The sequence below is a fragment of the Pseudomonas sp. TH31 genome (assembly GCF_016650815.1).
Lineage (GTDB): Bacteria > Pseudomonadota > Gammaproteobacteria > Pseudomonadales > Pseudomonadaceae > Aquipseudomonas.
Map to the genome: position 1 here is coordinate 172,732 of NZ_JAEKEZ010000015.1, position 24,136 is coordinate 196,867.

Consider the following 24,136-nt stretch of genomic DNA (forward strand, 5'->3'; position numbering starts at 1 on the left):
AAAATCTACAGGCTTCGGGTAGAGGTACACTTTTTCAACGCTGGCATTGGGACGCATCATGCGTGATGGGCTCCTGATGGAAATCGGGAGCACAGCATCAGCCGTCAGCTATCCGCTTGGAATGTGGGGTTCATGGAGCGGATACGCCAAAAGAGGGCACAACTGGGGGTATTCATCCCGCATGTAGGCCCATGATCAAGAGCATGATCTTTACACTGCACGGAACTACAGAGCAGGACGGCAGGCTCGTCTTATGCCGTTAGACATTTAACTGTTTCCGAATGACTTCGGAGTTCTTGTCGACTGCTCCCAGCAACGATCTTCGTGTGTTTGCTGAGATATTGACATGCGTTCATAAGCACGCTGTCTTGCATTTCGCTTTTTTAGCTCACTTTTTGTCATTTTCAGAGCTTGACTGCAATAGACCTTACTCATCAATATTTTTTCATCCAAAAATAAAATTACCCACTCTCACTTTAAAAAAATCCCTTCATACTCATCGAGCAATAAATAAATATCTACCTGCTTAATAGGCTAGCGGAAAGGAGACCGCATATTTTATATCTACGCAGACACCTCACTAAATATTTTTCACCTCGTGAATTACGGAACGGTATCTGTGGCCTGGCAATTTTCGCTAATATTTCTTCCTGGTAAACCGCCCACGAATCAGTACAAAAAACAGCGGTACAAAAAACACCCCAGTAGCGTCGCACTGAACATTCCGCCAGCACGCCCATACCGATGGCCTGCCGCCCCGCCGAACCGGCACCACTGCTCAAGGCCAACGGCAGCACGCCGAACATGAACGCCAGCACCGTACCGATCCCCCCCACTGGCACCACCAACATCACAAAGAACGGTACTGACCAACTTTCATACAGCGCCGCGAGGCTCAAGAATACAAATATGATGGACACTGCATAAAGCAGCGGTGCCTGGGAACCCGACTGGCGCTCCTGAAAGGACTGCCCGCTCCACTCGTGACCGATGCCTTCGGGCAATTGCTTGATGAGCGCTTTCACCTCGGCCACGGCCTCGCACGAGCTGACGCCCGGTGCTGGATCACCTATCAGGCCTAGGGCCTTGATAACCTGTGAGCCTCTTGATAGTCCGTGCGATGAATCAGAAGCGGTAAGTGGCGCCAATACCAAAACCGTTCGCCCAGTTTTCATACTCGGCATTATAGGTTTGGCCAAGTTCGTTGCGGTTGTTAACCGTGACCGCTTCTTCCTTGAGGTAGGAATAAGCGAGGTCGATCGTCAGATCGTCGGTTGGGCTCCAGCCAGCACCCAGACTAAAAATCTGGCGATCACCAGTAGGGATACGCGGGGATCGATCGACATTGTTGGTCGGCGATTGGTCAATTGAAAGACCAGTACGCAGTACCCATTGCTTGTTCAACTGGTACGACACACCGATGGCGTGAGCCCAGGTGTCGTGCCAGTTCTGATCTTCAGTAATTTCGCCAAACTGCGTGACCAGCGCGCCAGGCACGCCGTCGTTCTGCACGCTGATTTCTTTCAGACGGCTCCAACGAGTCCAGGTACTGCCTGCGTACAACGTCCACTGATCATTCAGTTCGTGAGTCACCGAGAAGTCCACCGACTCAGGCGTGGTGACATCCAATGAAGCATCGTACTTCTGATTCGGGCTCAGACCTGCCGCCGACAGCAGGCCGTAGTTGACGTGGGTGTCGCCCTCCAGTGTGTAATCCACTTTCGAGTGATAGGTCAGGCCAGCACGCGTGCTGTTGGTCAACTGAGCGAGTATCCCGATGTTGTAGCCCAATGCCGTGTCGGTGCCTTTGATATGCACCTCTCCATCAGGCGCTGCTTGAGTGAGCGACAAATCTGACTCGAGGGTTCCTTCGATATGGTTAAAAGTCGGGCCAAAACCGATGGAAATATAATCGTTGAAGGAGTAGCTGACAGTAGGCTGCAGCGAGATAACTTGAACTTCGCTCTTGCTGCCGAAATATTTACCGGCAAAACCGTTTTCGTAATCGGCAACCAAGCCAAACGGCGCGTAAACGCCAACACCGATAGCCCATTGTTCATTGATAGGTTTGACGTAGAAACCCATCGGAACGGTAACGAAGGGAACCATATCACCTTGGCTGGTCCCCCCGTTCGGGCTGGAACTGACATGGCTGATATCAGAGTATGCGTTGAGGAAGGTGACACCGCCGGTAACTTGCTCACGCTTGAGGCGCGACATGCCGGCAGGGTTACCGAACACGGTACTGGCATCGTCGGCAGCCGATGAGCGTCCAGCAAAACCGACCCCCATTCCACTTATGCTTTGTTCGTTGAGGGCAAACCCCGCTGCGAGGGCTTGGGTCGAGACGCAGGTAAAGGCGAGACTCAGAGTGCTTCCGAGCATTATTCTTTTCATAGTCAAATACCAGATAATAGAAGAGAAAGACCATCAACGCTTAAAGTTAGAGTTCACCAGAAACCAGCGGCAATCACTTCAACAGACTAAAATGACTACGTGCCGAGTCCCAATTTCCATTCAACGCATAAATACACCCAGCAAAACGGGGTCTTGGTGAAAGGTTCTGTAGAGAGGAATAATATAAATCAGAATAAAACAGGTAGTTATGAGACTTGTCTTGAAAAACGTTTATCCCGCACCTTCCTGGCCCAGCCCCACGCGCAAAAATTCACTGAATTTCAGACATATCTCATAGCGCTGCTCATCAATCCCGGAAGAAAATCACTGACATAAATCACCGGCACGTGTTTCCGACAGAACCGTGCGGCATACTAAAAATTATGGTGAGCAACATGAGAACATCAGCCTTGGTAACCGGCGTGAGTCGTGGCATTGGCTACGCAATCACTGAATATTTAGCCTCGCAAGAGATCGACCTGATATTGCTGCCACAGGATCCAGAAAGGCTTCGCCAGGCTAAGCAGTCAATTATCGCAGCACATCCAAAATGTGAAGTGAGCACTGCCCTCATCGACATGAACAGCGTAAGAAAAATCGAAAATCAGCTAGACGCGATCATTGAGCATTATCCACCCATTTCAATATTTATAAACTCCGAAGGAATTCTGAGATTCGGCGCATCAGAAATGCCGGTAGCGCAACTACTTGAGCTGCTAACGATAAACTTGATATCCACACTCGTCATTTCAAACAAATTGGCCGCGAAAATTAAATTGCGCAGAGCTGGCCATATATTCACCCCCTCCTCAATCGCAGGATTGGAAAATAAGAGCGCGTCGGCCGCGCACGCTTCATCGAAGGCCGGTTTGATCAGTTATAACCAAGCGCTCTACAGCAAACTTCTGCCATACGGTGTTAATGCTACCTGCCTGTGCCCAGGCAGTGCAAACACAGACATGACCAATGATGACGGATAAATAATGAAGAAGAAATACAGATCCTCGATATCGCTTCAGCCATAAAACTCATACTAGCACTGAGTAGGACATCCGCCACACCAAAACTTGAAATTCATTGCAAGCTTATGGATCTTGAGGCACTTCAGTCTGTGCATAAACAACCCGTTTATTGAAATAATCTCGCACATCCACTCCAGCGCCTCCACCGCTCATTATTTAATTGTATTCGGCTGGCGAAACACACTCGCCTCTGAATGAATACTCAGGAATACCCAATGGTTCAGCTAGATTTTTACGGAACACTTGTGGCCGCCTCTTTAGTACTTCTACTAGGTCGCGGACTTGTCGCACGTGTCGGGTTTTTACGTGCCTACAACATCCCGGAGCCAGTTGCAGGTGGTTTGCTGGTCGCCCTGCTTCTATTGTCTTTGCGGTTTTTTGATATTGAAGTCCGGTTTGATACTTCACTTCAAAACCCCTTAATGTTGGCCTTCTTTGCCACCATTGGCTTAAGTGCAGACTTCGCCAGCCTTAAGAAAGGCGGACGCGTGGTGGGGATATTCCTACTCGCAGTCACGGGATTCCTAGTGGTCCAAAATGCAATGGGCATCACCCTCGCAAAAGTGTTGAGGCTTGATCCTTTGATGGGCTTGCTGACAGGTTCAATTACGTTGTCGGGCGGCCATGGCACCGGCGCTGCCTGGGGATCGACGTTCAGTGAGCAGTTTGGTCTCGCTTCCGCATCTGAACTTGCGATGGCATCTGCGACATTTGGCCTAGTGCTGGGCGGCTTGATTGGCGGTCCGGTTGCACGCCTGCTCATTAAACGTGTAAAGACACCCGGTCTCACACAAGAAGAACCGCACTTTCCAAAGGGCTTTGAGCAGCCGAACAAGGAACGCTCGATCACGCCATTTTCGTTTATCGAAACGCTCGCTCTGATCGCCGTCAGCTTACTGGCAGGCTCACTCCTGAACGGCCTGCTCCACGGAACCGCATTTGAACTGCCAACGTTCGTATGTGTCTTGTTCGTGGGTGTAGTTCTACGCAATGGTCTGTCAGCACTTGGCCTGTATCAGGTATTTGAGCGTGAAGTCTCCGTGCTGGGGAACGTCAGTTTGTCGCTGTTTCTGGCGATTGCTCTGATGTCGCTCAAGCTGTGGGATCTGGCGGCGCTGGCGTTGCCATTCTTCATCATCCTGGCGGCGCAAACGTTGGTCATGGCGCTGTTTGCCATATTCGTGACGTTCAGGGTCATGGGCAGCAACTACGATGCGGCAGTACTGGCAGCAGGGCACTGTGGTTTTGGACTGGGCGCCACACCCACTGCCATCGCCAACATGCAAGCTGTGACACAGCGCTACGGGCCTTCGAAGATAGCATTTCTAGTAGTGCCAATGGTGGGGGCGTTCTTCATCGACATCATTAATGTGATTGTGATCAAGTTGTTCCTAGCGCTGCCGTTCCTCGGCGCTGCAGGTTGAAGCTCAAGCTCTCTGGCCTTTTGTGATCTCTGACGGACAAATTGCACGTGCTCGACAAATGGCTGACGGCATCCGTTTCGTCAGCTTTTTTGCCAGTGGATTATTAATCCCACCTAATAAAAAATGAGACATGTCTTACATTATCGTCAGTCACGCGAGGCTACGCTGCAAAAAATATACAAATGAGTGAGTGTCAATAATGAGTTGTTTATCTCGTACCAGTAATTTCATGAGGGTATTAATTGCCGAGCATCAGTTTGAGCAACGCATTGTGATAGAAAGGTCCCTCGGTCTATTAGGGTACTTCAGAATTTGCCCTGTGGCGTCTTTCTACGATCTCATAGCGCTTTCTCATTACAGCCCGAGTATCTACGACCGTTTTGATCTATTGATTGTCAACGCCAAATTGGTGTCAACCGAAGGGCTCAACGTTCTGGCTTTTTTTGTGAACAACCCCCGTTTCAAGCACGTATTAATCTATGACACGAATCGTGAGCAAGGGGAGGCACCAAGATTTTATCTGATCAGCCATATCAGCAGGTACGGCTGGTCAATACGTTCAGCTACGAAGCGCTCGTGGATTTCATCTCCTTGATCCCTCAAAAACAACTACAAGCGCAATAGCCATCGGCATCTTCTAAAGGTTGACATTTTATTTCGATTTATAATTCGTTCAAGTTTTAGCAAAAAAAGCCAAGCAGAAATGAAAGCGCGTCAAAGATTCCTGAAGGGAACCAATATTTTTAATAGAGACTAAACTCTTCGAAACGGTTCGAATTGGAATAACAACTATAAATGAACAATCGAATCCTTGTTGCAGACGATCATCCTGCTATTCGAATGACCATCCAATTTCTGCTGGCGAGCGAAGGGTTTAATGTTGTAGCGGAAACGAACAATGGCGCAGATGCAATCGAGTTGGTAAAATGGGCTTTGCCCATCGATATTAATTCTGGACATTGGAATCCCCGCCATCGATGGTTAACGGTCATCAGTAAAATCACCACCAAATACAAATTGGATAAAATAGCTGTGCTGACAGGGTTGCCGTCGAGCCCTTTAGCCGAGCACTACAGGAAGTTAGGTGCTCATGGATTCGTCAGTAAACAAAATGAGCTTTACGAGTTGGTGCTTGCTGTAAGGGCCGTTCGAACCAATGAAGACTATTTTCCTAATCTGCCCTCTTTTCCACGCCACAGAGAAAATCTTGGCCAGGAGAGCGAACTTTTGCAGCGTTTAACAACTTGTGAGCTCAGGGTCATGCAACAACTTCTGCATGGCATGAGCAATAAAGCAATCGCTGACCACATGAAGTTAAGCAGCAAAACCGTCACTGCCCAAGCTTAACGTGGAAACTTTGGTGGACTTATATGCACTGGCTTAGTGCAACGGTTCGAATTGATCCAACGCCTTTATTATTTAAATACTTTTGAAATGAGCTTGCAGTTTAAATAGCTCTGTGTCGGTGCGAATTCCCAGCTTTCTGAAAGCCGCTTGTTTTTGCCCACTGATTGCTTTACGGCTACGGGAGAACTTGATCGTAACTTAGGACACCGACAACCCTTCCAGGCAACAGCGCAACACTTCACGCTCTTTGGGAGAAAGCTCGGGGTATTCAACGAGGGCTCGATCACCATCAAAAGTATGATCATTCTCTGTCAATTGCGGCACGGGCAGCTTTTCCAATTCCGCTGCAATCGCCGGCGCCAGGTAAATTCGGTCAAGGGTGGCCATCCGAACGGCCCTCAAGAGTTCGTCGGTTTCCTGTGATTTACCCACAAACCCATTCACGCCCGCTCGAATACAAATGTTGATCGTTGCGGCCCTTTCCGACGACGAGAAAATTACAATCCGCAAATTTGGATGACTTCTGCGGACTGAGTGTATCAACCGGATGCCATCAAGTTCGCCATCGGCCAATTGATAGTCGAGTATCAGCAAGTCCGTTTCGTGGGTGCGCAATCCCTCTATCAGGCTACGGCTAGTTGTGTACACCCCTGTTACTTTGAAGTCGGTCTCCAGAGAAAGCCGAATTTTTAATGCCTCACGAATCAATGCGTGATCATCGAGCAGGGCAATTCGCAGCGGTGAAATTACGGACCATCTCATCGCCACGTTCCTATTCAGGCTGGGGGTAGGAAAGACCTTACGTCATTCCAAAAATAATCCGATCCACATTATCTTAGTTTTGGCCCTAAAGAAGTCACTGAAGCTCATGCTTTTTTCTTGAGCAAGCCCCTTATTACGCCTACTTGCTGAGGGTTGAAAGTCCGACGAAGTTTGAGACAAGTCTTGTTCTCGCGGCTTGACTCGCTTGTCACAATTAGCTTCATCACGAGTACAGGCTTGATCAGCTCGTAACTACTGCAGATCAACATGGAGCGTAAAGATGGCACTTTCCCTGAGCAAAAACCAATCCATCTCCCTGGAAAAAACGGCCGGTGGCGGACTGACAAGTATCAGTCTCGGCCTCGGCTGGGATCCGGTGAAAGCCGGTTTCCTTGGCAAGCTGATGGGCAACGGTGGCGAAATCGATCTTGACGCTTCTTGCATCCTCCTGGACAGCGAACTGAAACCTGTTGACTTGGTCTGGTTCCGTCAACTTGAGTCCCGGGACGGTTCGATCAAACACTCGGGTGATAACCGCACGGGGGACGGTAATGGTGACGACGAAACCATTCATGTTGACCTGCAACGACTGCCTGCATCGGTTAAATATCTGGTGTTCACCGTCAACAGCTTCACCGGGCAGACATTCGAGAAAGTAGAAAATGCCTACTGTCGCATCGTCAACGCTGGCAACAATTCGGAGCTGGCGCGTTTCAATCTATCTGAGCGTGGCGGTCATACCGGCATTGTCATGGCGAGCCTGGCACGCGACAGCGGTGATTGGGAGTTCAAGGCAATCGGCAAGATTACCAACGGCCGCACGGCTGAAGATCTGGTGAGCCTTGCTGTTCAGGCGGTGCGTTAATGACGACTCTCAAACCGGGCGGCAACGCGCCGGTTGCTCCCGGCCAGATTCGCGTCGATGTCAATTACTCGCCAGTTCCCGGAGCTGAAATTGATGTCTCAGCCTTCGTGCTGGACGCTGCCGGCAAGGTCCGCGATGACGACGACATGTGTTTCTACGGCCAACCCAGTGTGCTGGGCGGCGTATTGCAAATGACTGATTCGTCTGCCGGCCGCACAGTGTTTACCCTTGATCCGAGCCGTCTGGGACTTGCTGTCGAAAAAGTGGCTTTGGCGGCTACGATCCACGACAACAAGGCCAGCTTCGAACAAGTCTCTCGACTCTCGGTAACGGTCTCGGGCGGGATTGAAGCTCAGCTTCCAACCGCTGGCATGAAAGAAACTGCACTCATCCTCGGCGAGTTCTATCGCCGCCAGGGCGAGTGGAAGTTCCGCTGCGTGGCCCAAGGCTTTGCCGGGGGCTGGAACCCTTGTCCAAACATTTTGGTGTAGCAGATGCTGCCTCGACTCCGACGCCTGCGCCCGCTCAAACCAGTCTCCAGGCTGCTCCAACTCCGCAGGCCGCGTCGATGTCTTCGATCAGCCTGAACAAGATTACCCTGGACAAGACTCGCTCCTCGATCAGCCTCGAGAAAACCGCTGCTGGTTTCGGCGAAATCAAAGTGAACCTGGACTGGAACAAAGGCAGCGGTGGCGGTTTCTTGAACCGGAGCACATCCATCGACCTCGACCTCGGCTGTCTCTATGAACTTCAGGACGGCCGCAAGGGTGTGGTGCAAGCTTTGGGCAGAGCGTTCGGTAGTTTGAATAGCGAACCCTACATCCAGCTGATGGACGATGACCGCACCGGCTCTATTGCTGGCGGGGAATGGCTCCACATTAACGGAACGCAGTGGAGTGAGGTCCGTCGCATCTTGATTTACGCCTTCATTTACGAAGGCGCACCCGACTGGAAAGACACTGATGGACTCGTAACCCTCTACATCCCCGGCCAATCCGGTATCGAAATCCGGCTCAATGAAGAGGGTGGACGTGAAGGTACGTGCGCTATCGCTTTGCTCGAAAACGTCAACGGCGCCGTCAAGGTCTCTCGACGGGTGGACTTCCACCGAGGGCAAGGTGCCATGGACCAAGCATATGGTTGGGGCATGCGCTGGTCCGTTGGTTCGAAATAACAATCCTGGCGGGGTCCTCCGACCCTGTCCTTTTAGGAGAATTCCAATGCTTGCATGGCTTAAAACGAACGCTACGAAAGCCCGTGCCGCGTTAACCACCGAGGTGGCGAAACTCAAGAACCAGAAGTTCATGGATGCCACCACCGCGGGTTGCGCAATGGTGGCTGCGGCTGATGACGACATCTCTGCGGCTGAGAAATCGAAGATGGTCGGGTTTATCACCAACTCACCTGAACTGAAAGTGTTCGACATCAAGGAGGTGATCAACTCATTCAACGACCACTGCACAAAACTCGAGTTCGACCTGCAGATCGGTCGGGCTGAAGCGTTGAAGGTGGTCGGCAAGCTCAAAGGCAACGATGGCGCTGCTCGCCTGCTGGTCCGGGTCGTATGTTCCGTCGGCGCATCCGATGGCAACTTCGACGACAACGAAAAAGCGGCCTGCCGCCAGATCTGTCTTGAGCTGGGTCTCAACCCGGCTGATTTCGAACTCTAAGGAACCGAACCGTGGAAGCAACTCAAATCGGATTCCCTCCGTTGACTATGGCCGTGTTCATCGGGATCGCGCTTGGCGCGCTTCTGCTCGATATGGTCACGCACCGTGGCGACAAGCCAATAACACTGGTCAATGCTTCAATATGGTCGGTGTTCTGGATCGCCATCTCAATGGCGTTTGCAGGTTTCCTGTACGTCCAGCATGGTGAAGAAGTCGCCAGTCTTTTCGTCACCGGCTACGCCCTGGAAAAAGTCCTGAGCGTGGACAATCTGTTCGTATTCATGGCGATCTTCACTTGGTTCAAAGTACCGGATGCCCTGCGCCATCGTGTTCTGTACTGGGGCATCATCGGCGCGATCGTGTTCCGCGGCATTTTCGTTGCGATCGGTACAGGGCTCCTGGCATTCGGTCCCTGGGTCGAGATCGCATTTGCGCTGATCGTTGCGTGGACTGCCATCATGATGTTGCGCGCCGGCGGTGATGATGAGAAGGAGGAAGACTACTCCAAGCACATGGCGTATCGCTTCGCACAGAAGTTGTTCCCGGTATGGCCAAAACTTCACGGTAATAACTTTTTCGTGACCCGCAAGGTCCTGCAAGGAGAGCTGGAGAAGCCAGAAAACAAAGGCATGACACTGGCGGCAAAAGGCACGGTCTTCGCTACCCCGCTATTCCTTTGCCTGGTGGTTGTTGAAGTCACTGACGTGCTCTTCGCATTCGACTCTGTTCCGGCGGTTATCGCGGTCAGCCGTGAACCCCTGATTGTCTACTCGGCCATGCTGTTCGCCATTCTGGGCTTGCGTACGTTGTACTTCGTTCTCGAAGCGTCAAAACGCTACCTGGTGCACCTAGAAAAAGCGGTCATCGCACTGCTGTTCTTCATCGCGGTCAAGCTCGGCTTGAATGCGACCAACCACATGTTTGACCACGGCTACAACATCGATGCGAACACCAGCTTATTGATCGTAATGGTGGTTCTGGTAATCGGCATCGTCGCGAGCGTGATCTTCCCTGGAAACGCAGAAACACAATCCGAAAGCAAATGACTAATTGCATTTACCATAAGGAATTCTACCCATGGCACTGACACTTCAAAAAGGCGGTAACCTGTCTCTCACGAAAACCGACGCGAGCTTGTCCAAGCTGCTGATCGGTCTGGGTTGGGATCCGCGCGCCACTGATGGCGCCGAGTTTGACCTAGATGCCAGCGCTTTCCTGCTGAGTGCAAACGGGCAGGTACGCAGCGAAGCTGACTTCGTTTTCTACAACCAGTTGAAAAGCCAGGACGGCTCGGTTGAGCATGCCGGCGATAACCGTACTGGCGCTGGCGATGGTGACGACGAAGTGGTGAAGGTCGACTTGAGCCAAGTCCCTCTGGACGTCGACAAGATCGCATTCGTCGTCACAATCCACAATGCAGAAAGTCGCAAGCAGAACTTCGGCCAAGTGAGTGGCTCGTTCATTCGCATCGCCAACCAAGTGACCGGTGCGGAAGTCGTTCGCTACGACCTGGCCGAAGATGCTTCTACCGAAACAGCGATGATCTTTGCAGAACTTTACCGCAACAACGGTGAGTGGAAATTCCGCGCCGTTGGTCAAGGCTTCGCTGGCGGCTTCAAGGCGCTTGCGAACTCGTATGGCATGAGTTTCTAAATCTTTGCCGATGGACAAGACTTCGCTGGTGACCAAAAGTCGCTGGCGAATTACCGGCATGAAAGCTTGATCGAACCCACCGAACAAGGAATCTGAAAATGGCTCTAAGTCTATCTAAAGGCGGCAACGTCTCGCTGTCGAAGGAGGCCCCGGGCCTGACCGAGGTCATCGTAGGGCTGGGTTGGGACCCTCGGGTTACCGATGGGGACAAGTTCGACCTCGACGCTTCGATTTTCATCGTTGGCGAGGACGGCAAAGTTCTCGATGAAAAAGGCTTTATCTTCTACAACAATAAAAAGTCCTCCGACGGTTCAGTTGAACATATGGGCGACAACCAGTCGGGCGAAGGCGAAGGCGACGATGAACAAGCCACCATCAAGCTGAATTGCCTGGCTGCTGCTGTGAAAAAACTTGTCTTCTTGGTGTCTATCCACGACTCGGTAGAACGTAAGCAGAGCTTCGGTCAGGTTTCCAACGCCTACATCCGTGTTGTGAACAAGACTGACGGCAAAGAGCTGGCTCGCTATGACCTGAGTGAGGACTCCTCGACAGAGACTGCCATGGTCTTTGGCGAGCTGTATCGCAGTGGTGAAGAGTTCAAATTCAAGGCGATCGGCCAAGGTTTCGCCGGTGGCCTGAAGCCGCTGGCTGAATCCTACGGTGTGAGCATCGGCTAAACCAAGGTTAGCGGCCGACACCCTGCGAGGATTACGCTTTCGCAGGGTGTTTTTTAGCAGACTGCCACGAGCGATTCAGGTAACGGCCATTCCTGCGGCGAATTTACGAAGGTAATTCCTGTAGCAACCGCACTTCAAGAGCCTGAAGACAAGCCAGGACAAGCTCGACCTGAGGACGATATACAAGTGATCCATCCTCTTCATCAACCAGCTGTTCCAGCATACGACATGCGTCGGCCAATGCACTATCGCCGGCCAACTGTGCTCCGCCTCGAATTTTGTGGGCGACTCCGACCAAAACGTCTCTGTTGTATTCACTCACCAAACGCTCAAGTTCGCGCGCGTCTTCGCGATGGGTAAATACAACCTCCTTCACCAGAGGTGCATAAGACTGAGGGCTCAAAAGTCTGATTTTATCGAGTTCACTTCCTGTGTCAGCCGCTGCCAGCGCCCGCCGTTTGCTGGCTTATCCAACTTCAGCAATGACCAACGCTAGGGTTTCTATGCCGACAGGTTTGAACAAACATCGGTCGCGGCAGGGACGGCAGTTACCTGCCGCCCCCCGCACAGATCCGTACGTGCGAAACTACCGCATACGGCTCCTGCCTCGGGTATGTGACGCGAAGCGATCCTCAGGGTAAGGATTTGCGTTTCTGGGTCTAGGTATGTAGAGGTCAGCAAGGCGTCCATAGTGTGACCATTGAAGCCGATTACGCTGGCTACGACGTTTGAGGGCTTGCCGTCATAGACGGCAGACCGCCGAACGAAAACCACCCAGACATATCAGGTTTCCCGGCACTGCGTGGTAATTGAAGTAACCACTCACCACCAGAGTGAGCCATTGCCCTTGAACCCGGATGGGTTCATAACGTCGACGTTTCAGTTCATCCCGAATGGCCAGCAGCGTCGCACGCATTCGCTTCTTGACCGTCAGTCGCAGTATTTGAAAGCCACCGTTTCTGTTGGTACTACAACAGTGTGTGAAGCCCAGGAAGTCGAAGGCCTGCGGTTTACCTAAACCTCGCTTCCTACGATTTCTCGCAGCAAAACGACCGAACTCAATCAGTCGTATTTTCGAGGCATTGAGGGATAAACCGAACTTGGCCAACCGTTCGCAACTGCACCAGAAACTGCTGAGCCTGCACTTTCGTCCTGAAACCCACCTCGCTGTCGTCCGCGTAACACACGATAATTACATCGCCACGGGCATGCCGCTAGTGCCATTGCTTTGCCCACAGATCCAACACGTAGTGAAGATAGATATTCGCCAGCAATGGCGATATCACACCCCCTTGAGGTGTCCCTCGTCCCCGCTCCTGAAGCAACCCCGTCTCACAGCCAGCGTCGGCAGTATAAGATCACCCAGTTCGGCATCTGGTGTGTTCCAGAGCCTTGATGATCAGGTCGTGCCCAAAGTGGTCGAAGAACGCGCTGATGTCCACTTCCAGTACTCAGTTCTTACGACAGCACCGAATGGACATTGACGCAAAGCATCGTGGGCCGATCTTCCGGGTCTGTACCCATACGAGTCAGGATGGAAAATCGGATCGATCACAGCCTCCACATATCTTTTCACTGCGCCTTGGGCTACCCGATCAGAGACCGTTGGGATGCCTGTAACAAACCCAGCACGTCGGCTGTCACCCCTTCAAATGCATTAGGTTCGAACCCCATGTACAAGGGAGGAATTACTTGCTCCCAGAACGCAACCCTGATCGAGGCTGTATCACTGAGCCACGCCTGCGTCCTAGCGTCGAATGTGACAGTCGGCGCCAATTCGGGAGTACGAACAACAAGCTGTGCTTAGCTCGCGGCGAAGGTCGATTGACCCAGTGCCAAAACACACAGCAGGCAGACAGAATAGAACCAACGGATAACCGGAATTTTTTCAAGGTGTTTAAATCCAGAGCGCGAAGGGAACACTGCGTACGCGTAACTGCGCAAGAACGCCGGCACTGGAGTGTTGGCGCAGTATGGTTGATAACCATCAAAGCGGTTATTGATCTCGCTGAGCGGGTTTCTACACCGTCGAAGTAAACGCCGCACAGCCCTCCTCCGCTTGCTTCACGCCGTGCCACTGCGCACGTTCAAGAATCCTGACCGCCCACTTGTAATGCGTCGCAGGCTCACACATCACATCATTGTGTTTGAACACCGCCGGGGCAACGTCACTGATGATCAACTTCGCGCTGTTCAGGTCTTCGAGGCTAACGCGCAGCGTGTCCTGGATGATGCCGATCTGGCTTGGATGAATCGCTGTCTTGCCTACCAAGCCATGCGCAATATCCAGCGCCAACTCTTCTTTCAGCAAGCTCGGTGTAGCGAGCTGCTCAAACGCCGGGGCGGTCAGGGCAAAGCCTTGCGAGCCCATGATTCCGGCCAGCATCGGAATGACGAAGCTCATCGGCGTCTGGTACAGCGTTGTGGCCGGATTGCGCCGCAGACCCAGGCACCCCATCAAATCATTGCCGCCAATGCGCAAGGCAATGACTCTCTGGTCCAGGTTTGCCTTGAGCGCCTGGCCCAATTCAACCATCGCACCCGGATTGAATACGTCATGAGTTTCCAGCGTCGGCATCAGGTACAGGTCAGGGTTGGTGACCGCCTGCTCCCACGCGCACAGGTTACGAAGCGTCAGCTTTGGGACGACGAATCCGTCAACATGCCGCATCAGCGGCCATTCATTCAGCACGGCCGCCATTTGTGAATCCCGCGGGCGGACGAACAGCAGTGGCCCCTGGGCCGCGCGCCCACGTTGGGCTATCACCGTCAGCATGAGATGCAGATTGCGCAGCGCAGTGTCGACGTCAATGTCCGCCACCGCGTCTTCCAGGCAAACCACCAACGAACGCAACTCCGGCAGCTTTGTACGAAAAACCACGTCAAGCAAATCCGCCCGAGTGGCCGGCATGTAGAGCGTGGCCCCAAGGGCGTATGGAGAAAGTCTATTCATCAGCTCAAGCTCCGAACAACAGTCACTGCCCTGTAAGGCCCCAGATCGGAACCGACCACCTCCACCGCAACGCCCGCCCTCTCAGTGAGGTACAGCAGCAACTGAACGTCACTGTCGCTGCGGTCGCGTACCAGAACCTGATCAGGTACGCGGCGCAGCACGGCGCGGGTAGCCTCGGCGATCCCCGGTTTCACCCGGTTCAAATTCGTGATGGCAAAACGTGTGGCCAACGAGGCGACCATCTCTGAGGCGGCGGCCTGAAGAGCCAGTCGTTGACTGTCTGTCCACGGCGATGCCTTGGTTACCGGCCCCAGGCTCTGGCGCTTTGCCTCAATCTGCTCGATGAAATCACCGCTCACATCGTGTTCGCGCAAGTGACCGTAAACCACGCAGCCATGCAACCCGCCGTCGGCTGGCCAGATCGAGCGCGAGACGAGGCCGGAAACTGTGGCACCCAACACTCCGGATGGAATGACCCAGTCCTGCGCCGAAGCGGATAGCCAGGCTCGGCCGCAAGGGTCGGCCAGCACCACTAATCGTGTCTCTGTCGGGAAGCGCGAATCGCCGTTCAGACTGCGTTTGATCTCACCAGAGATCGTACCTTTGCCGGTCCAACCGTCCACAAACACGATGTTCTCGGCACCATGCGCCTGGATGATCGCCTCCAGCGCAAGCGTGTCGATCCCGCGGTCGCGGACGATGCTGATGCCATAGTGGTAGACATTTCGGCCCATGTCGATGAGCGCGCGGCGCAGCAGTACACCCAGCGGCAGACCGGCACGAACGAAGGATGCCAGCACAATGCAAGCGCCGGTGCAGGCTTCATTCAACGCCAGAGCCAACGCCTGAACGTCGGTGGCCATCCGAGTGCCATTTTGCGTAAGTGCCTGCTGGTACAGCGCCTTGTGGATGTCAGTCGGAACGCTCTCCAGGCTGATCATCTCAGAGTAGTGCTTCTGCTGCGTTTGAATCAGACGCTCTTTCACTTCGACATCCGTGACTTGCATCTGCACTGGCTGGAGCAGGAAGTGAACGTCGTCAGGTGCATAGCTACCACTGCCCACGGTTTTCATCTCGCCAACAGAATTAATCATTGATTACGCTCCCCACTAGCCTCGCCAGCTGGCTACGCGCCGGGGTTGCCCAAAGGTGGCACTTATCCATGAAACCCAGGTCGGTAATGCTGTCGCCAAAGCCCAGCACCGGACGTTCGCCATTGACCTCGCGATCACGGCGCAGCCATTCCTGTACAGCCAGGCGCTTCGACAAACCTGCCGGCAGGAACGCCAGATTGTTGCTGTTGCGGTGAATATGCATTCCATCCAACAGCCCCCGCGCCTGGACTTCAGCCAGTACGGTGCTCAGCACATCGTCATTGGCTTCGTTGTGTTTGGTCACCACGTAGTTGCGCAAACCTTGCTCTGCGACAACCCACCCGCGCAGAGAAATGCCAAGTTCCTTGCCGATTGCCAGTGTGGCTTGGCTGAGGGCCGGCAGGCGATTCTGGAAGCCGTCGAGCATTTTTCGCATGTGCGTTTGCCAGTACTGGTCGAGCTTGCCATCCGGGCCACAAATCACCCCCGTGTGAACATATGGCCCCATGGCTAAAGGGCAGCTGCACGCGGCTGTAGGCTTCGACACTGCGAGCAGTGACCGGCACCACGTCGGCGCTCGCCAACAACCATTCGGCAAACGACTTCTGAACGCTACTCATGTAACCGTTGGGTTGCCCATCCACACCGAGGGTGGCAGGGTGGCGCAGCGCACCTTCGGGCATTTTGCGAGCGGTTTGAAACAGCGTGTCATCCAGATCAAGCAACACCAGAGGGTGATTACTGCTCATCGACGATTACCTCCGCGTTCAGCGCTACAATTAGTTCGGCGGGGACGGCCTGGGCCGGGGTTTCCGAGCAGACCAGTACGCGGTCAAATTGACCGGGCCTAACGTTGTAGAGAAAGTTGGGGATGCCCAGACCATAGTTGTCCGAAAACGACAGCGCGTGTTCGATGGCATGACCAAGCGCGATGGGCGAGCGGCTGGTGGAGCTGAAACGCACATCGGCGCCGGCACGTTCCAGCCGCTCGGCGAGCAGAAATGGACGCCAGACGAACTCACACGTGCCAACCACCAGAATTCGCTCGCCAGCGTTGACATGCAGCTCGGGCGCCAGCGTGTCTTCGACGTGACGGACGCCTAGACGGCCCCAATCGTTGCGCACGGACAGCGGCCATTCGCCTGCGGCAATCGTGCCTACATACGGCATGTGCGGTAAGGGCGCGTCGGCGTCTTCGATGAAGCGGTACGAGCCCTGCAACAGCGAAACCTGATGTACCGATTCGCCGATGGCGTTGCGAACTGCACAGCAAGACCAATCCGTTAGAACGCACGTCACCACACGCTCGACCTTGGTCAGGCCGGCATCGACGAGAGCATGGTGCAGATTGATAAAAGTCTCACCGGTGGATGCTTCGTCGTCGACCAGTACCAGCGAACGGGCGTTCAACATCATTTGCCGAACATCCGGGTCGACGGGCAGGTGAATCAGGTGCGCACTGGCGTGACTGTGCTCTTCTTCAAATCGAGCGAACAGTTCGGTACCCATCGGGTGACGCGTGCTGACCATGTACACCGCATCAGCGCGGGTGGCGCTGAACGCGCGATGAACACCGGCGCCGAGGCCGACTGCAGTTTCAGCCATGCCAATCATGAGCACAGGGCCTGGCAAATCAACGGGAATTTCCGCCGCCAGGCTTTCAAAGCTTGCGTCCATTACCGACGGTCGCACCGGGATGTGACGTCCCAACACTTTGGACACGAACAGGAACGCCCGCTTCGGGTTACAGCGCTCGGCAAATCCGAACAGGGTATGAGGGGCGATTACACAATCATCGACGTGCACGTCGAGTCGCCCTCGCATCAGTTGCGCGCCAAACGTTTTTGTACCTGCTTCACGTTCCATATACATCATTCCTGTAGTGGCGCAATGTCGATATCCAAGTGCTCCGGCCCCTGCCGGAGAGAGAAACGTTCCAACAGGTTTCCATCCCTGATATCTAGCCCGTCAGAACCGAACACTTGCACTTGATCGACAGGATCGGGGCAGACTTCCGTCAATTAAAAACGTAGTGTGTACATGAAGTATCTAAAGAGCTTGGTACTGGGTGCTCTCTTCCTGGTGGTCGGTGCTGCCGCGTTAGGGCTTTACTACGCGCTACCGCAACATGAGGTAGTACTGATTATTGGCGTCGAAGTTAAACGCATCGACGACGGAGTCATCAATGCCGAGAATCCCGTGGACGGCCCGACACGGGATGTCTACTTTATTAATACCGAAGGCCCCAGACACGAAGAAGGTTGTTGTCTATCGCAACGAAGATACCGGCTGGAGCTCCCTTGGTATTTGAAGTTTGACTCGGCCGATGAGCAGGCTAAGGCCCAAGGCTACTCACGTGATGCTCAACAACTGGCGCTCATCCGCTATTACGGCTGGCGCATTCAGATTCTATCGGTATTCCCCAACATTACGCACATAGAAGCAACAACCAGCCGTGAACAGCCGTTCCCGTGGTTCAACACAATATTCTTCACTGTGACGACAGTGTTGGTGTTGATTGTTGCCATTATCGTACGGCTTTCCTTGAAACAACGTGGCAACGTTGTAGTGAGTTGATCACTTGGGTCGGGGTCAAAAGATCCAGACCTAGGGGCCGCTCAAATAGGTTTTGCTAAAACAAAAGCTGCCGCGGATGCTAATTTCTGTCAGTTCAGCCCCTGTCGGAGCGAGCTTGCCCCTACAATTTTCTTAACTGATCGGCAATAGCCGCTGATGCACACAGTCACCATCCGAAGTGCCAAAGTAGTGCGTCAGCGATACCCAGCAGATAGAAATGGAAAATATTCTTCGCCCGCCTGCACTGCGATTATGGTATGTATCAATTCGCAGAGTCCTTCAATTTTTATTTACCCACTGAACGCAACTAAATGCATGCCTTGATTCTATTTAAATCGAGAGCTGCATTACAACGAAAGCAGCCCATCGATGACATTAAAAATCTTACATTGAACCTGGAGGACTAAGACACAAGACCTGTCTCAAAACAGCCGAATCAGGAATTGAGTTTGATGTACAAATCCGATCTGCGCTTCAATAAGCGATGATTGCGCAGTTGCATTACAAACGACTGACGGTGGAAGGTTCGCGGATGTGGCTTGGCTGCGGTATCGAGCAGACTCCGAAAACTGATTTCCTGATTTGAACAACCTCGTACAATGAGTTTAAGCACCGCCAGTTTATGCGTGCTGAGTTGCTCGCAAGCAGGTCATGACTCTTGGACAATCCGTGCTGCGACGATGGGCAACTGCTCTGAAAGGCACTGTGCAACTACCGTTTTTGCAACGTTTGGGAGTTGATCACGCAGCCTTGCCGGTGGAGGCTTCGTCTTCGACCAGCACCAGCGGACCGGCATTTAACATCATTTGCCGAACATCCGGTTCGACGGGCAGGTGAATCAGTTACGCGCCAAGCATCGTTGTAGCTGCTTCACGCCCCATGAACATCATTCCTGTAGTGGCGCAAGGTCGATATCCGAGTGCTCCCGCCCCTGCCAGTGAGAGAAACATTTCAACAGGTTTCCATGGCCTGATATTTAGCCAGTTAAGAACCAAACACTTGCACTTGATCGTCAAAATTAGGGCAGACTTCCGTTAATTCAAAAACGGAGTGTGAACATGAAGTATCTAAAGAGCTTGGTACTGGGTGCTCTCTTCCTAGTGGTTGGTGCTACCGTGCTAGGGCTTTACTACGTGCTACCGCAACATGAGGTGGTGCTGATTACTGGCGTTGAAGTTAAACGTATCGACGACGACGGAGTCATCAATGCCGAAAACCCCGCGGACGGCCCGACACGGGATGTCTACTTTATTAATACCGAAGATCCAGACACCAAAAAGGTTGTTGTCTATCGCAACGAAGATACCGGCTGGAGCTTCCCTTGGTACTTGAAGTTTGACTCGGCCGATGAGCAGGCGAAGGCCCAAGGTTACTCACGTGATGCTCAACAACTGGCGCTCATCCGCTATTACGGCTGGCGCATTCAGATTCTGTCGGTGTTCCCCAACATTACGCACATAGAAGCAACAACCAGCCGTGAACAACCGTTCCCGTGGTTCAACACAATATTCTTCGCTGTGACCACAGTGTTGGTGTTGATTGTTGCCATTATCGTACGGCGCTCCTTGAAACAACGTGGCAACGTTGTGGTGAGTTGATCACTTGGGATCCCGACCTAGGGATGGTCTGAAGTAGCCATGCGTTTCTGGCTGACTTCGGCCTCCGCCGATTTTGACAGTGGCGAATCGATCCAAAACGCTCAGATCACTCACTCATTCCTATCTTTTTAGCCGCTGCGAGCACCTCGCGGCGGCTATTCCCCACATTACAGGCGCACCTCTCCTGCATTGCTCAGTAAATGTCCGCGGGCCATCCACAGATTCGACAGCGCAAACAGCGTCACCAGCTGTGCCGTGTTCTTGGCCAAGCCACGGAAGCGCGTCTTCACATAACCGAACTGGCGCTTGATCACCCGGAACGGGTGCTCGACGTTCACCCTTACCTGCGCCTTGGCTTTTTCGATCTTACGCTTGGCTTTGTACAGGACGCTGCGCTTGCCCAGTTTCTGGTAGGTGCTACGCCGGGCGGCAATCTGCCAGATGACCTGGCGACCTTCATGCTCGGGGTGTTTCTCCACGCCGGTATCACCGGCATCGGCACAGACCACGTTTTCGTCACCGTGCAGCAGCTTATCGACCTGCGTGACATCCGCCACATTGGTCCCCGCGCCCACCACGCTATGCACCAGGCCCGACTCGTCATCCATACCGATATGGGCCTTCATACCGAAGTACCATTAATTGCCTTTCTTGGCCTGGTGCATTTCCGGGTCGCGCTTGCCGTCTTGGTTCTTGGTCGAACTCGGCGCATGAATCAGCGTGGCATTGACGATGGTGCCCTGGCGCAGCGACAGGCCACGATCACCCAAGTAGCCATTGATCACGCCCTGAATCCCTGCCGCCAGCTCGTGCTTTTCCAGCAGGCGACGGAAGTTGAGGATGGTGGTTTCGTCGGGAATGTGCTCCAGGCTCAGCCCAGCAAACTGGCGCAGAATAGTAGTCTCGTACAGTGTCTCTTCCATCGTTGGATCGCTGCAGTCGAACCAGTTTTGCATCAGAAGGACACGTAGCATCGCCATCAACGGATAGGCCGGACGACCACCATCACCCTTCGGGTAGTGCCGCTCGATCAGAGCAATCAAACCCTTCCACGCCCCCCTATCCATCTCGATCAGGAACAACTCTTTACGGGTTTGCTTGCGTTTACCGGCGTACTCGGCATCGGCGAAAGTCATTTGTTTCATCGGTGCGTAATTGCATGGACTTGACCAGTCAATTGCATCGGCACTGACCACCGAGTTGCACTGCCACTGACCAGTTATTTACATTCGCACTGACCACCCAATTGCATTCGACTTGACTAGTGGTTAAGTGGCCCGCCCCATTCATTTGAGTGAACGCTCTATAACGAAAAAATCGTTCATGAATGGCCCCTTCCCTGCATCACATGACTGATGAATCAAGTGCGATTGGGCATAGGGCCACTAACTGGAATATTCTCAGCGGCTCGATGTGCATCATCATGTACCGCGAATTCTTTTCAGCGGCGATCGTTGCAATCAGGTCTACCAAGTGATGTTGCGTCTGCCTTGACAGTCACCAGCTCATCCAGATTGTTGCGGTTTCGTGACTTTTCGGAAAACCGACAGTAGAGGGGAGTTACCGTGAATACTCAACGTCGACCGAATTTTCAGCCACTTACCATGATCACGGTCTTTGCAGACGTGATCGGCGGACAGTTGACTAAACTCACAGATCAGCACAAAGCACTCTTGGAGGTCAGAGAACATCCAGTCTCAATGAATGCAGGGACAATCAATCATGTATTGCGGGGGAATCGGGAACCAAGGAATCGATGCTGATCTACGACCAGCAGATCACCCATTGGCGGGAGAAGTGTTCGCCATCAAAGACTCAACTGCATGGGATAGAGCAGGAGGAGTCACAGGTTGCTAGGCTCTGTACGAAATCAGCTGAAACTTATTTGAACCCAGCAAACGTCGGGACTCAGTAAAGTCAGCGTCCATCAAAGGCAGGAGCCCACGATGGCCAAACGGTGCGAACTCCCCGATGCAGCCTGGGATTTGGTTGCAGACATCTTCATGTGAACCCCGCCGTAACGGACGCCCACGGGCAGATGATCGTTTGATGCTTAACGACGTGCTCTGGGTGCTTTGCTCGTAAGGGATCCATGAACCCCACAATCAGAGCCGTCATCTGATCTCCGATGCTGTGCTCCCGAACTCTCTCAGGAGCCAGCACGTCATGATGCGACCCGACGCCAAAGTCGAAAAAGTCTACCTCTACCCCAAGCCTGTGGACTTCCGAAAATCCATTGATGGCCGGGCCGCCTTGGTCGAACTTGATATTAAAGTCGCCGTGTTCGACCCCGTGCTTTTTGTCTTTCTGAATCGCCACCGTAACCGAGTGAAAATACTTTATTGGGAGCGCAACGGCTTTTGCCTTTGGCTCAAGCGCCTGGAGTCGGTACGTTTCAAAACATCGCCCGAGCCACCGACGAGGCCATCGTGTTAAGCGTCCAGGAATTGAACTGGTTACTCGACGGTTTTGATCTGTGGCGTAACCGTCCCCATCAGGTTTTGACTCCAAGATTTGTCGCCTAAAGGTTATAATCCGCGGCATGATTTCCATGCCTGACAACCTTCCTGATGACCCAGTGTTTCTCAAGCAGATGCTGCTTGAGACGTACGAAGCGCGTGCACGTGATCAGGAAGTCAAAGAAGCTTACCAGACCCATATCGTTGATCTGAAAGAGCAGATCAAGTTGCTGCGTAACCGTATATTTGGCCGTAAGTCCGAACAAACGGTCGAGCCCAACACACCGCAATTGGCGCTGTTCAACGAGCCCGAAAGCGAACCGATGCCTCTCGTCGATAACGCCGAGGAAGAAGTCGTTGCACCGACCCTACGCCGTGGCAAGCGCAAACCACTGTCTGCCGATCTGCCCCGCATTGAAGTCATCCACGAACTGCCCGAACACGAACTAACCTGTGCCTGCGGTTGCCGCAAGCATGTGATCAGTGAAGAAACCAGCGAGCAGTTGGACATCGTGCCGATGCAAATTCGGGTGATCAAACACATCCGCAAAGTCTACGGCTATCGCGATTGTGAAGCGGCTCCGGTCACCGCTGACAAACCAGCTCAGTTGATTGAAAAAAGCATGGCCAGTCCGAGCGTGTTGGCGATGCTATTGACCACCAAATATGTTGATGGCTTGCCGCTGCATCGTTTCGAGACGGTGTTGAGTCGACACGGTATCGATATCCCGCGTCAGACCTTGGCACGCTGGATTATCCAGTGCGGCGAGCACTTGCAACCGTTGCTGAATTTGATGCGCGACCGGTTGCTGGAAAGCCCGGTCATCCACTGCGATGAAACCCGCGTGCAGGTGCTTAAAGAGCCGGATCGCGACCCGACCAGCCAATCCTAGATGTGGGTACAGGCCAGTGGGCCACCGGATCGAAAAGTCGTGCTGTTCGACTACACCTCCAGCCGTGCGCAGGAAGTACCGCTGCGTCTGCTGGAAAGTTATCACGGCTACGTGATGACCGACGACTACGCGGGTTACAACGCATTGGCGTTGCAGCCAGGTGTCGAGCGTCTGGCGTGCATGGCCCATGCGCGACGCAAGTTCGTGGACGCGCAAAAAGTGCAGCCCAAGGGCAAGACGGGACGTGCCGATATCGCGCTGACGATGATCAACAAGCTGTATGGCATCGAGCGTGAACTCAAAGACGTCAGCGATGAACAGCGCTTTATGAATCGTCAGGAAAAGAGCCTGCCGATCCTGGCGCAGTTGAAAAGCTGGCTGGATAAAACGCAGTCGCAGGTGACACCGCAAAGTGTTTTGGGTAAGGCCGTTAATTATCTGGCCAGCAACTGGAGCCGGCTGGAGCGCTATGTGGAGGCTGGGTTTTTACCCATCGACAACAACCCGGCAGAGCGTGCAATAAAACCGTTTGTAATTGGTCGAAAGGCTTGGCTGTTCAGCGACACGCCCAATGGCGCTACCGCCAGTGCGCAGATCTACAGCTTGGTCGAGACCGCCAAGGTCAACGGCCAGGAGCCCTATACGTGGCTGCGCCACGTACTGGAACGATTGCCGTATGCGCAGTCGGTGGCCGACTACGAAGCGCTGTTGCCATGGAACTGCTCGCCAGAGATTCCACGGTAAA

18 protein-coding genes and 6 pseudogenes are annotated in these 24,136 nt (G+C 53.3%); 14 read left to right on the top strand and 10 right to left on the bottom strand.

Going from position 1 to position 24,136, the window contains the following annotated elements; genetic code table 11:
• Positions 1 to 637 precede the first annotated feature (637 nt).
• Together JFV26_RS13180 and JFV26_RS13185 are read right to left on the bottom strand one after the other, a co-directional pair.
• A pseudogene (locus tag JFV26_RS13180) lies at positions 638 to 1,133 on the bottom strand (efflux RND transporter permease subunit); the annotation flags it as partial.
• Positions 1,126 to 2,397: an OmpP1/FadL family transporter gene (locus tag JFV26_RS13185; protein ID WP_201192967.1), complete on the bottom strand. Its 1,272-nt coding sequence runs from the start codon at positions 2,395 to 2,397 to the stop codon at positions 1,126 to 1,128. The gene JFV26_RS13185 and the pseudogene JFV26_RS13180, both read right to left, overlap by 8 nt.
• A 395-nt stretch (positions 2,398 to 2,792) precedes the next feature.
• On the opposite strand from JFV26_RS13185, the gene JFV26_RS13190 reads away from it, so the two are divergent.
• The 3 genes from JFV26_RS13190 (at position 2,793) to JFV26_RS13200 (ending at position 6,190) form a co-directional block, all read left to right on the top strand.
• Positions 2,793 to 3,377, top strand: coding sequence for an SDR family NAD(P)-dependent oxidoreductase (locus JFV26_RS13190; RefSeq protein ID WP_201192968.1), 585 nt, complete (start codon positions 2,793 to 2,795; stop codon positions 3,375 to 3,377).
• 257 nt (positions 3,378 to 3,634) lie between these two features.
• Positions 3,635 to 4,843 (top strand): sodium/glutamate symporter, encoded by a 1,209-nt coding sequence (gene gltS, locus JFV26_RS13195; protein ID WP_201192970.1) that lies wholly within the window; start codon positions 3,635 to 3,637, stop codon positions 4,841 to 4,843.
• Between the two features lie 795 nt (positions 4,844 to 5,638).
• Positions 5,639 to 6,190, top strand: coding sequence for a response regulator transcription factor (locus tag JFV26_RS13200; protein ID WP_201193158.1), 552 nt, complete (start codon positions 5,639 to 5,641; stop codon positions 6,188 to 6,190).
• Between the two features lie 198 nt (positions 6,191 to 6,388).
• On the opposite strand, the gene JFV26_RS13205 is transcribed toward JFV26_RS13200, so the two are convergent.
• Complete coding sequence (locus tag JFV26_RS13205) at positions 6,389 to 6,952, bottom strand: response regulator (RefSeq protein ID WP_342215450.1); 564 nt, start codon at positions 6,950 to 6,952, stop codon at positions 6,389 to 6,391.
• Positions 6,953 to 7,232: 280 nt separating this feature from the next.
• Between JFV26_RS13205 and JFV26_RS13210 the strand changes: the two genes are divergently transcribed.
• The 6 genes and pseudogenes from JFV26_RS13210 (at position 7,233) to JFV26_RS13235 (ending at position 11,817) form a co-directional block, all read left to right on the top strand.
• On the top strand, positions 7,233 to 7,817 hold the full coding sequence (locus JFV26_RS13210; protein WP_201192972.1) for a TerD family protein: 585 nt from the start codon (positions 7,233 to 7,235) through the stop codon (positions 7,815 to 7,817).
• Positions 7,817 to 8,991, top strand: a pseudogene (locus tag JFV26_RS13215) (TerD family protein). Before JFV26_RS13210 ends, JFV26_RS13215 begins: the two are co-directional and overlap by 1 nt.
• Positions 8,992 to 9,037: 46 nt before the next feature.
• Positions 9,038 to 9,487, top strand: coding sequence for a tellurite resistance TerB family protein (locus JFV26_RS13220; RefSeq protein ID WP_201192974.1), 450 nt, complete (start codon positions 9,038 to 9,040; stop codon positions 9,485 to 9,487).
• An 11-nt stretch (positions 9,488 to 9,498) separates the two neighbouring features.
• Entirely contained in the window at positions 9,499 to 10,533 is a 1,035-nt protein-coding gene (locus tag JFV26_RS13225; RefSeq protein WP_201192976.1) for a TerC/Alx family metal homeostasis membrane protein, read from the top strand.
• 31 nt (positions 10,534 to 10,564) lie between these two features.
• A complete protein-coding gene (locus JFV26_RS13230; protein ID WP_201192978.1) occupies positions 10,565 to 11,140 on the top strand; it encodes a TerD family protein in 576 nt (191 codons plus the stop codon).
• A gap of 98 nt (positions 11,141 to 11,238) precedes the next feature.
• Entirely contained in the window at positions 11,239 to 11,817 is a 579-nt protein-coding gene (locus tag JFV26_RS13235; protein ID WP_201192989.1) for a TerD family protein, read from the top strand.
• Positions 11,818 to 11,920: 103 nt separating this feature from the next.
• On the opposite strand, the gene JFV26_RS34835 is transcribed toward JFV26_RS13235, so the two are convergent.
• The 6 genes and pseudogenes from JFV26_RS34835 to JFV26_RS13265 form a co-directional block, all read right to left on the bottom strand.
• Positions 11,921 to 12,193, bottom strand: a complete 273-nt coding sequence (locus JFV26_RS34835; protein WP_201192992.1) for an Hpt domain-containing protein — start codon at positions 12,191 to 12,193, stop codon at positions 11,921 to 11,923.
• A gap of 366 nt (positions 12,194 to 12,559) precedes the next feature.
• Positions 12,560 to 12,925 carry a hypothetical protein gene (locus JFV26_RS13245; RefSeq protein WP_242487813.1) on the bottom strand — a complete coding sequence of 122 codons (366 nt, stop codon included), beginning with the start codon at positions 12,923 to 12,925 and terminating at the stop codon, positions 12,560 to 12,562.
• A 912-nt stretch (positions 12,926 to 13,837) separates the two neighbouring features.
• Positions 13,838 to 14,770 (bottom strand): HpcH/HpaI aldolase/citrate lyase family protein, encoded by a 933-nt coding sequence (locus JFV26_RS13250; protein WP_201192994.1) that lies wholly within the window; start codon positions 14,768 to 14,770, stop codon positions 13,838 to 13,840.
• Positions 14,770 to 15,864: a cysteine protease StiP domain-containing protein gene (locus JFV26_RS13255; protein WP_201192996.1), complete on the bottom strand. Its 1,095-nt coding sequence runs from the start codon at positions 15,862 to 15,864 to the stop codon at positions 14,770 to 14,772. The genes JFV26_RS13250 and JFV26_RS13255 overlap by 1 nt, the downstream gene beginning before the upstream one ends.
• Positions 15,857 to 16,613, bottom strand: a pseudogene (locus JFV26_RS13260) (trehalose phosphatase). The gene JFV26_RS13255 and the pseudogene JFV26_RS13260 overlap by 8 nt, the downstream one beginning before the upstream one ends.
• Positions 16,603 to 17,730, bottom strand: coding sequence for a phosphoribosyltransferase domain-containing protein (locus tag JFV26_RS13265; RefSeq protein ID WP_201192998.1), 1,128 nt, complete (start codon positions 17,728 to 17,730; stop codon positions 16,603 to 16,605). Before JFV26_RS13265 ends, JFV26_RS13260 begins: the two are co-directional and overlap by 11 nt.
• 174 nt (positions 17,731 to 17,904) lie before the next feature.
• Between JFV26_RS13265 and JFV26_RS13270 the strand changes: the two genes are divergently transcribed.
• Positions 17,905 to 18,441, top strand: coding sequence for a DUF1523 family protein (locus JFV26_RS13270; RefSeq protein WP_201193000.1), 537 nt, complete (start codon positions 17,905 to 17,907; stop codon positions 18,439 to 18,441).
• Positions 18,442 to 19,499: 1,058 nt separating this feature from the next.
• On the top strand, positions 19,500 to 20,039 hold the full coding sequence (locus JFV26_RS13275; RefSeq protein ID WP_201193002.1) for a DUF1523 family protein: 540 nt from the start codon (positions 19,500 to 19,502) through the stop codon (positions 20,037 to 20,039).
• 167 nt (positions 20,040 to 20,206) lie between these two features.
• On the opposite strand, the pseudogene JFV26_RS13280 reads toward JFV26_RS13275, so the two are convergent.
• Positions 20,207 to 21,184, bottom strand: a pseudogene (locus JFV26_RS13280) (IS5 family transposase).
• A gap of 801 nt (positions 21,185 to 21,985) precedes the next feature.
• Here JFV26_RS13280 and JFV26_RS13285 point away from each other — a divergent pair.
• The 3 genes and pseudogenes from JFV26_RS13285 to tnpC all read left to right on the top strand — a co-directional run.
• Positions 21,986 to 22,121: pseudogene (locus tag JFV26_RS13285) on the top strand (transposase); the annotation flags it as partial.
• A gap of 84 nt (positions 22,122 to 22,205) precedes the next feature.
• The gene (tnpB, locus tag JFV26_RS13290) at positions 22,206 to 22,475 is read left to right on the top strand and encodes an IS66 family insertion sequence element accessory protein TnpB (RefSeq protein ID WP_242487814.1); all 270 of its coding nucleotides are present in this window, start codon (positions 22,206 to 22,208) and stop codon (positions 22,473 to 22,475) included.
• A gap of 106 nt (positions 22,476 to 22,581) precedes the next feature.
• Positions 22,582 to 24,135, top strand: a pseudogene (gene tnpC / locus JFV26_RS13295) (IS66 family transposase).
• Position 24,136: the final 1 nt, after the last annotated feature.

Coding starts and splice junctions, on each gene's coding strand:
- gltS (WP_201192970.1), top strand. CDS start 3,635: ATGGTTCAGCTAGATTTTTACGGAACACTTGTGGCCGCCTCTTTAGTA.
- JFV26_RS13250 (WP_201192994.1), bottom strand. CDS start 14,770: ATGAATAGACTTTCTCCATACGCCCTTGGGGCCACGCTCTACATGCCG.
- JFV26_RS13220 (WP_201192974.1), top strand. CDS start 9,038: ATGCTTGCATGGCTTAAAACGAACGCTACGAAAGCCCGTGCCGCGTTA.
- JFV26_RS13185 (WP_201192967.1), bottom strand. CDS start 2,397: ATGAAAAGAATAATGCTCGGAAGCACTCTGAGTCTCGCCTTTACCTGC.
- JFV26_RS13230 (WP_201192978.1), top strand. CDS start 10,565: ATGGCACTGACACTTCAAAAAGGCGGTAACCTGTCTCTCACGAAAACC.
- JFV26_RS13255 (WP_201192996.1), bottom strand. CDS start 15,864: ATGATTAATTCTGTTGGCGAGATGAAAACCGTGGGCAGTGGTAGCTAT.
- tnpB (WP_242487814.1), top strand. CDS start 22,206: ATGATGCGACCCGACGCCAAAGTCGAAAAAGTCTACCTCTACCCCAAG.
- JFV26_RS13210 (WP_201192972.1), top strand. CDS start 7,233: ATGGCACTTTCCCTGAGCAAAAACCAATCCATCTCCCTGGAAAAAACG.
- JFV26_RS13265 (WP_201192998.1), bottom strand. CDS start 17,730: ATGGAACGTGAAGCAGGTACAAAAACGTTTGGCGCGCAACTGATGCGA.
- JFV26_RS13235 (WP_201192989.1), top strand. CDS start 11,239: ATGGCTCTAAGTCTATCTAAAGGCGGCAACGTCTCGCTGTCGAAGGAG.
- JFV26_RS13270 (WP_201193000.1), top strand. CDS start 17,905: ATGAAGTATCTAAAGAGCTTGGTACTGGGTGCTCTCTTCCTGGTGGTC.
- JFV26_RS13275 (WP_201193002.1), top strand. CDS start 19,500: ATGAAGTATCTAAAGAGCTTGGTACTGGGTGCTCTCTTCCTAGTGGTT.
- JFV26_RS13200 (WP_201193158.1), top strand. CDS start 5,639: ATGAACAATCGAATCCTTGTTGCAGACGATCATCCTGCTATTCGAATG.
- JFV26_RS13190 (WP_201192968.1), top strand. CDS start 2,793: ATGAGAACATCAGCCTTGGTAACCGGCGTGAGTCGTGGCATTGGCTAC.
- JFV26_RS13205 (WP_342215450.1), bottom strand. CDS start 6,952: ATGAGATGGTCCGTAATTTCACCGCTGCGAATTGCCCTGCTCGATGAT.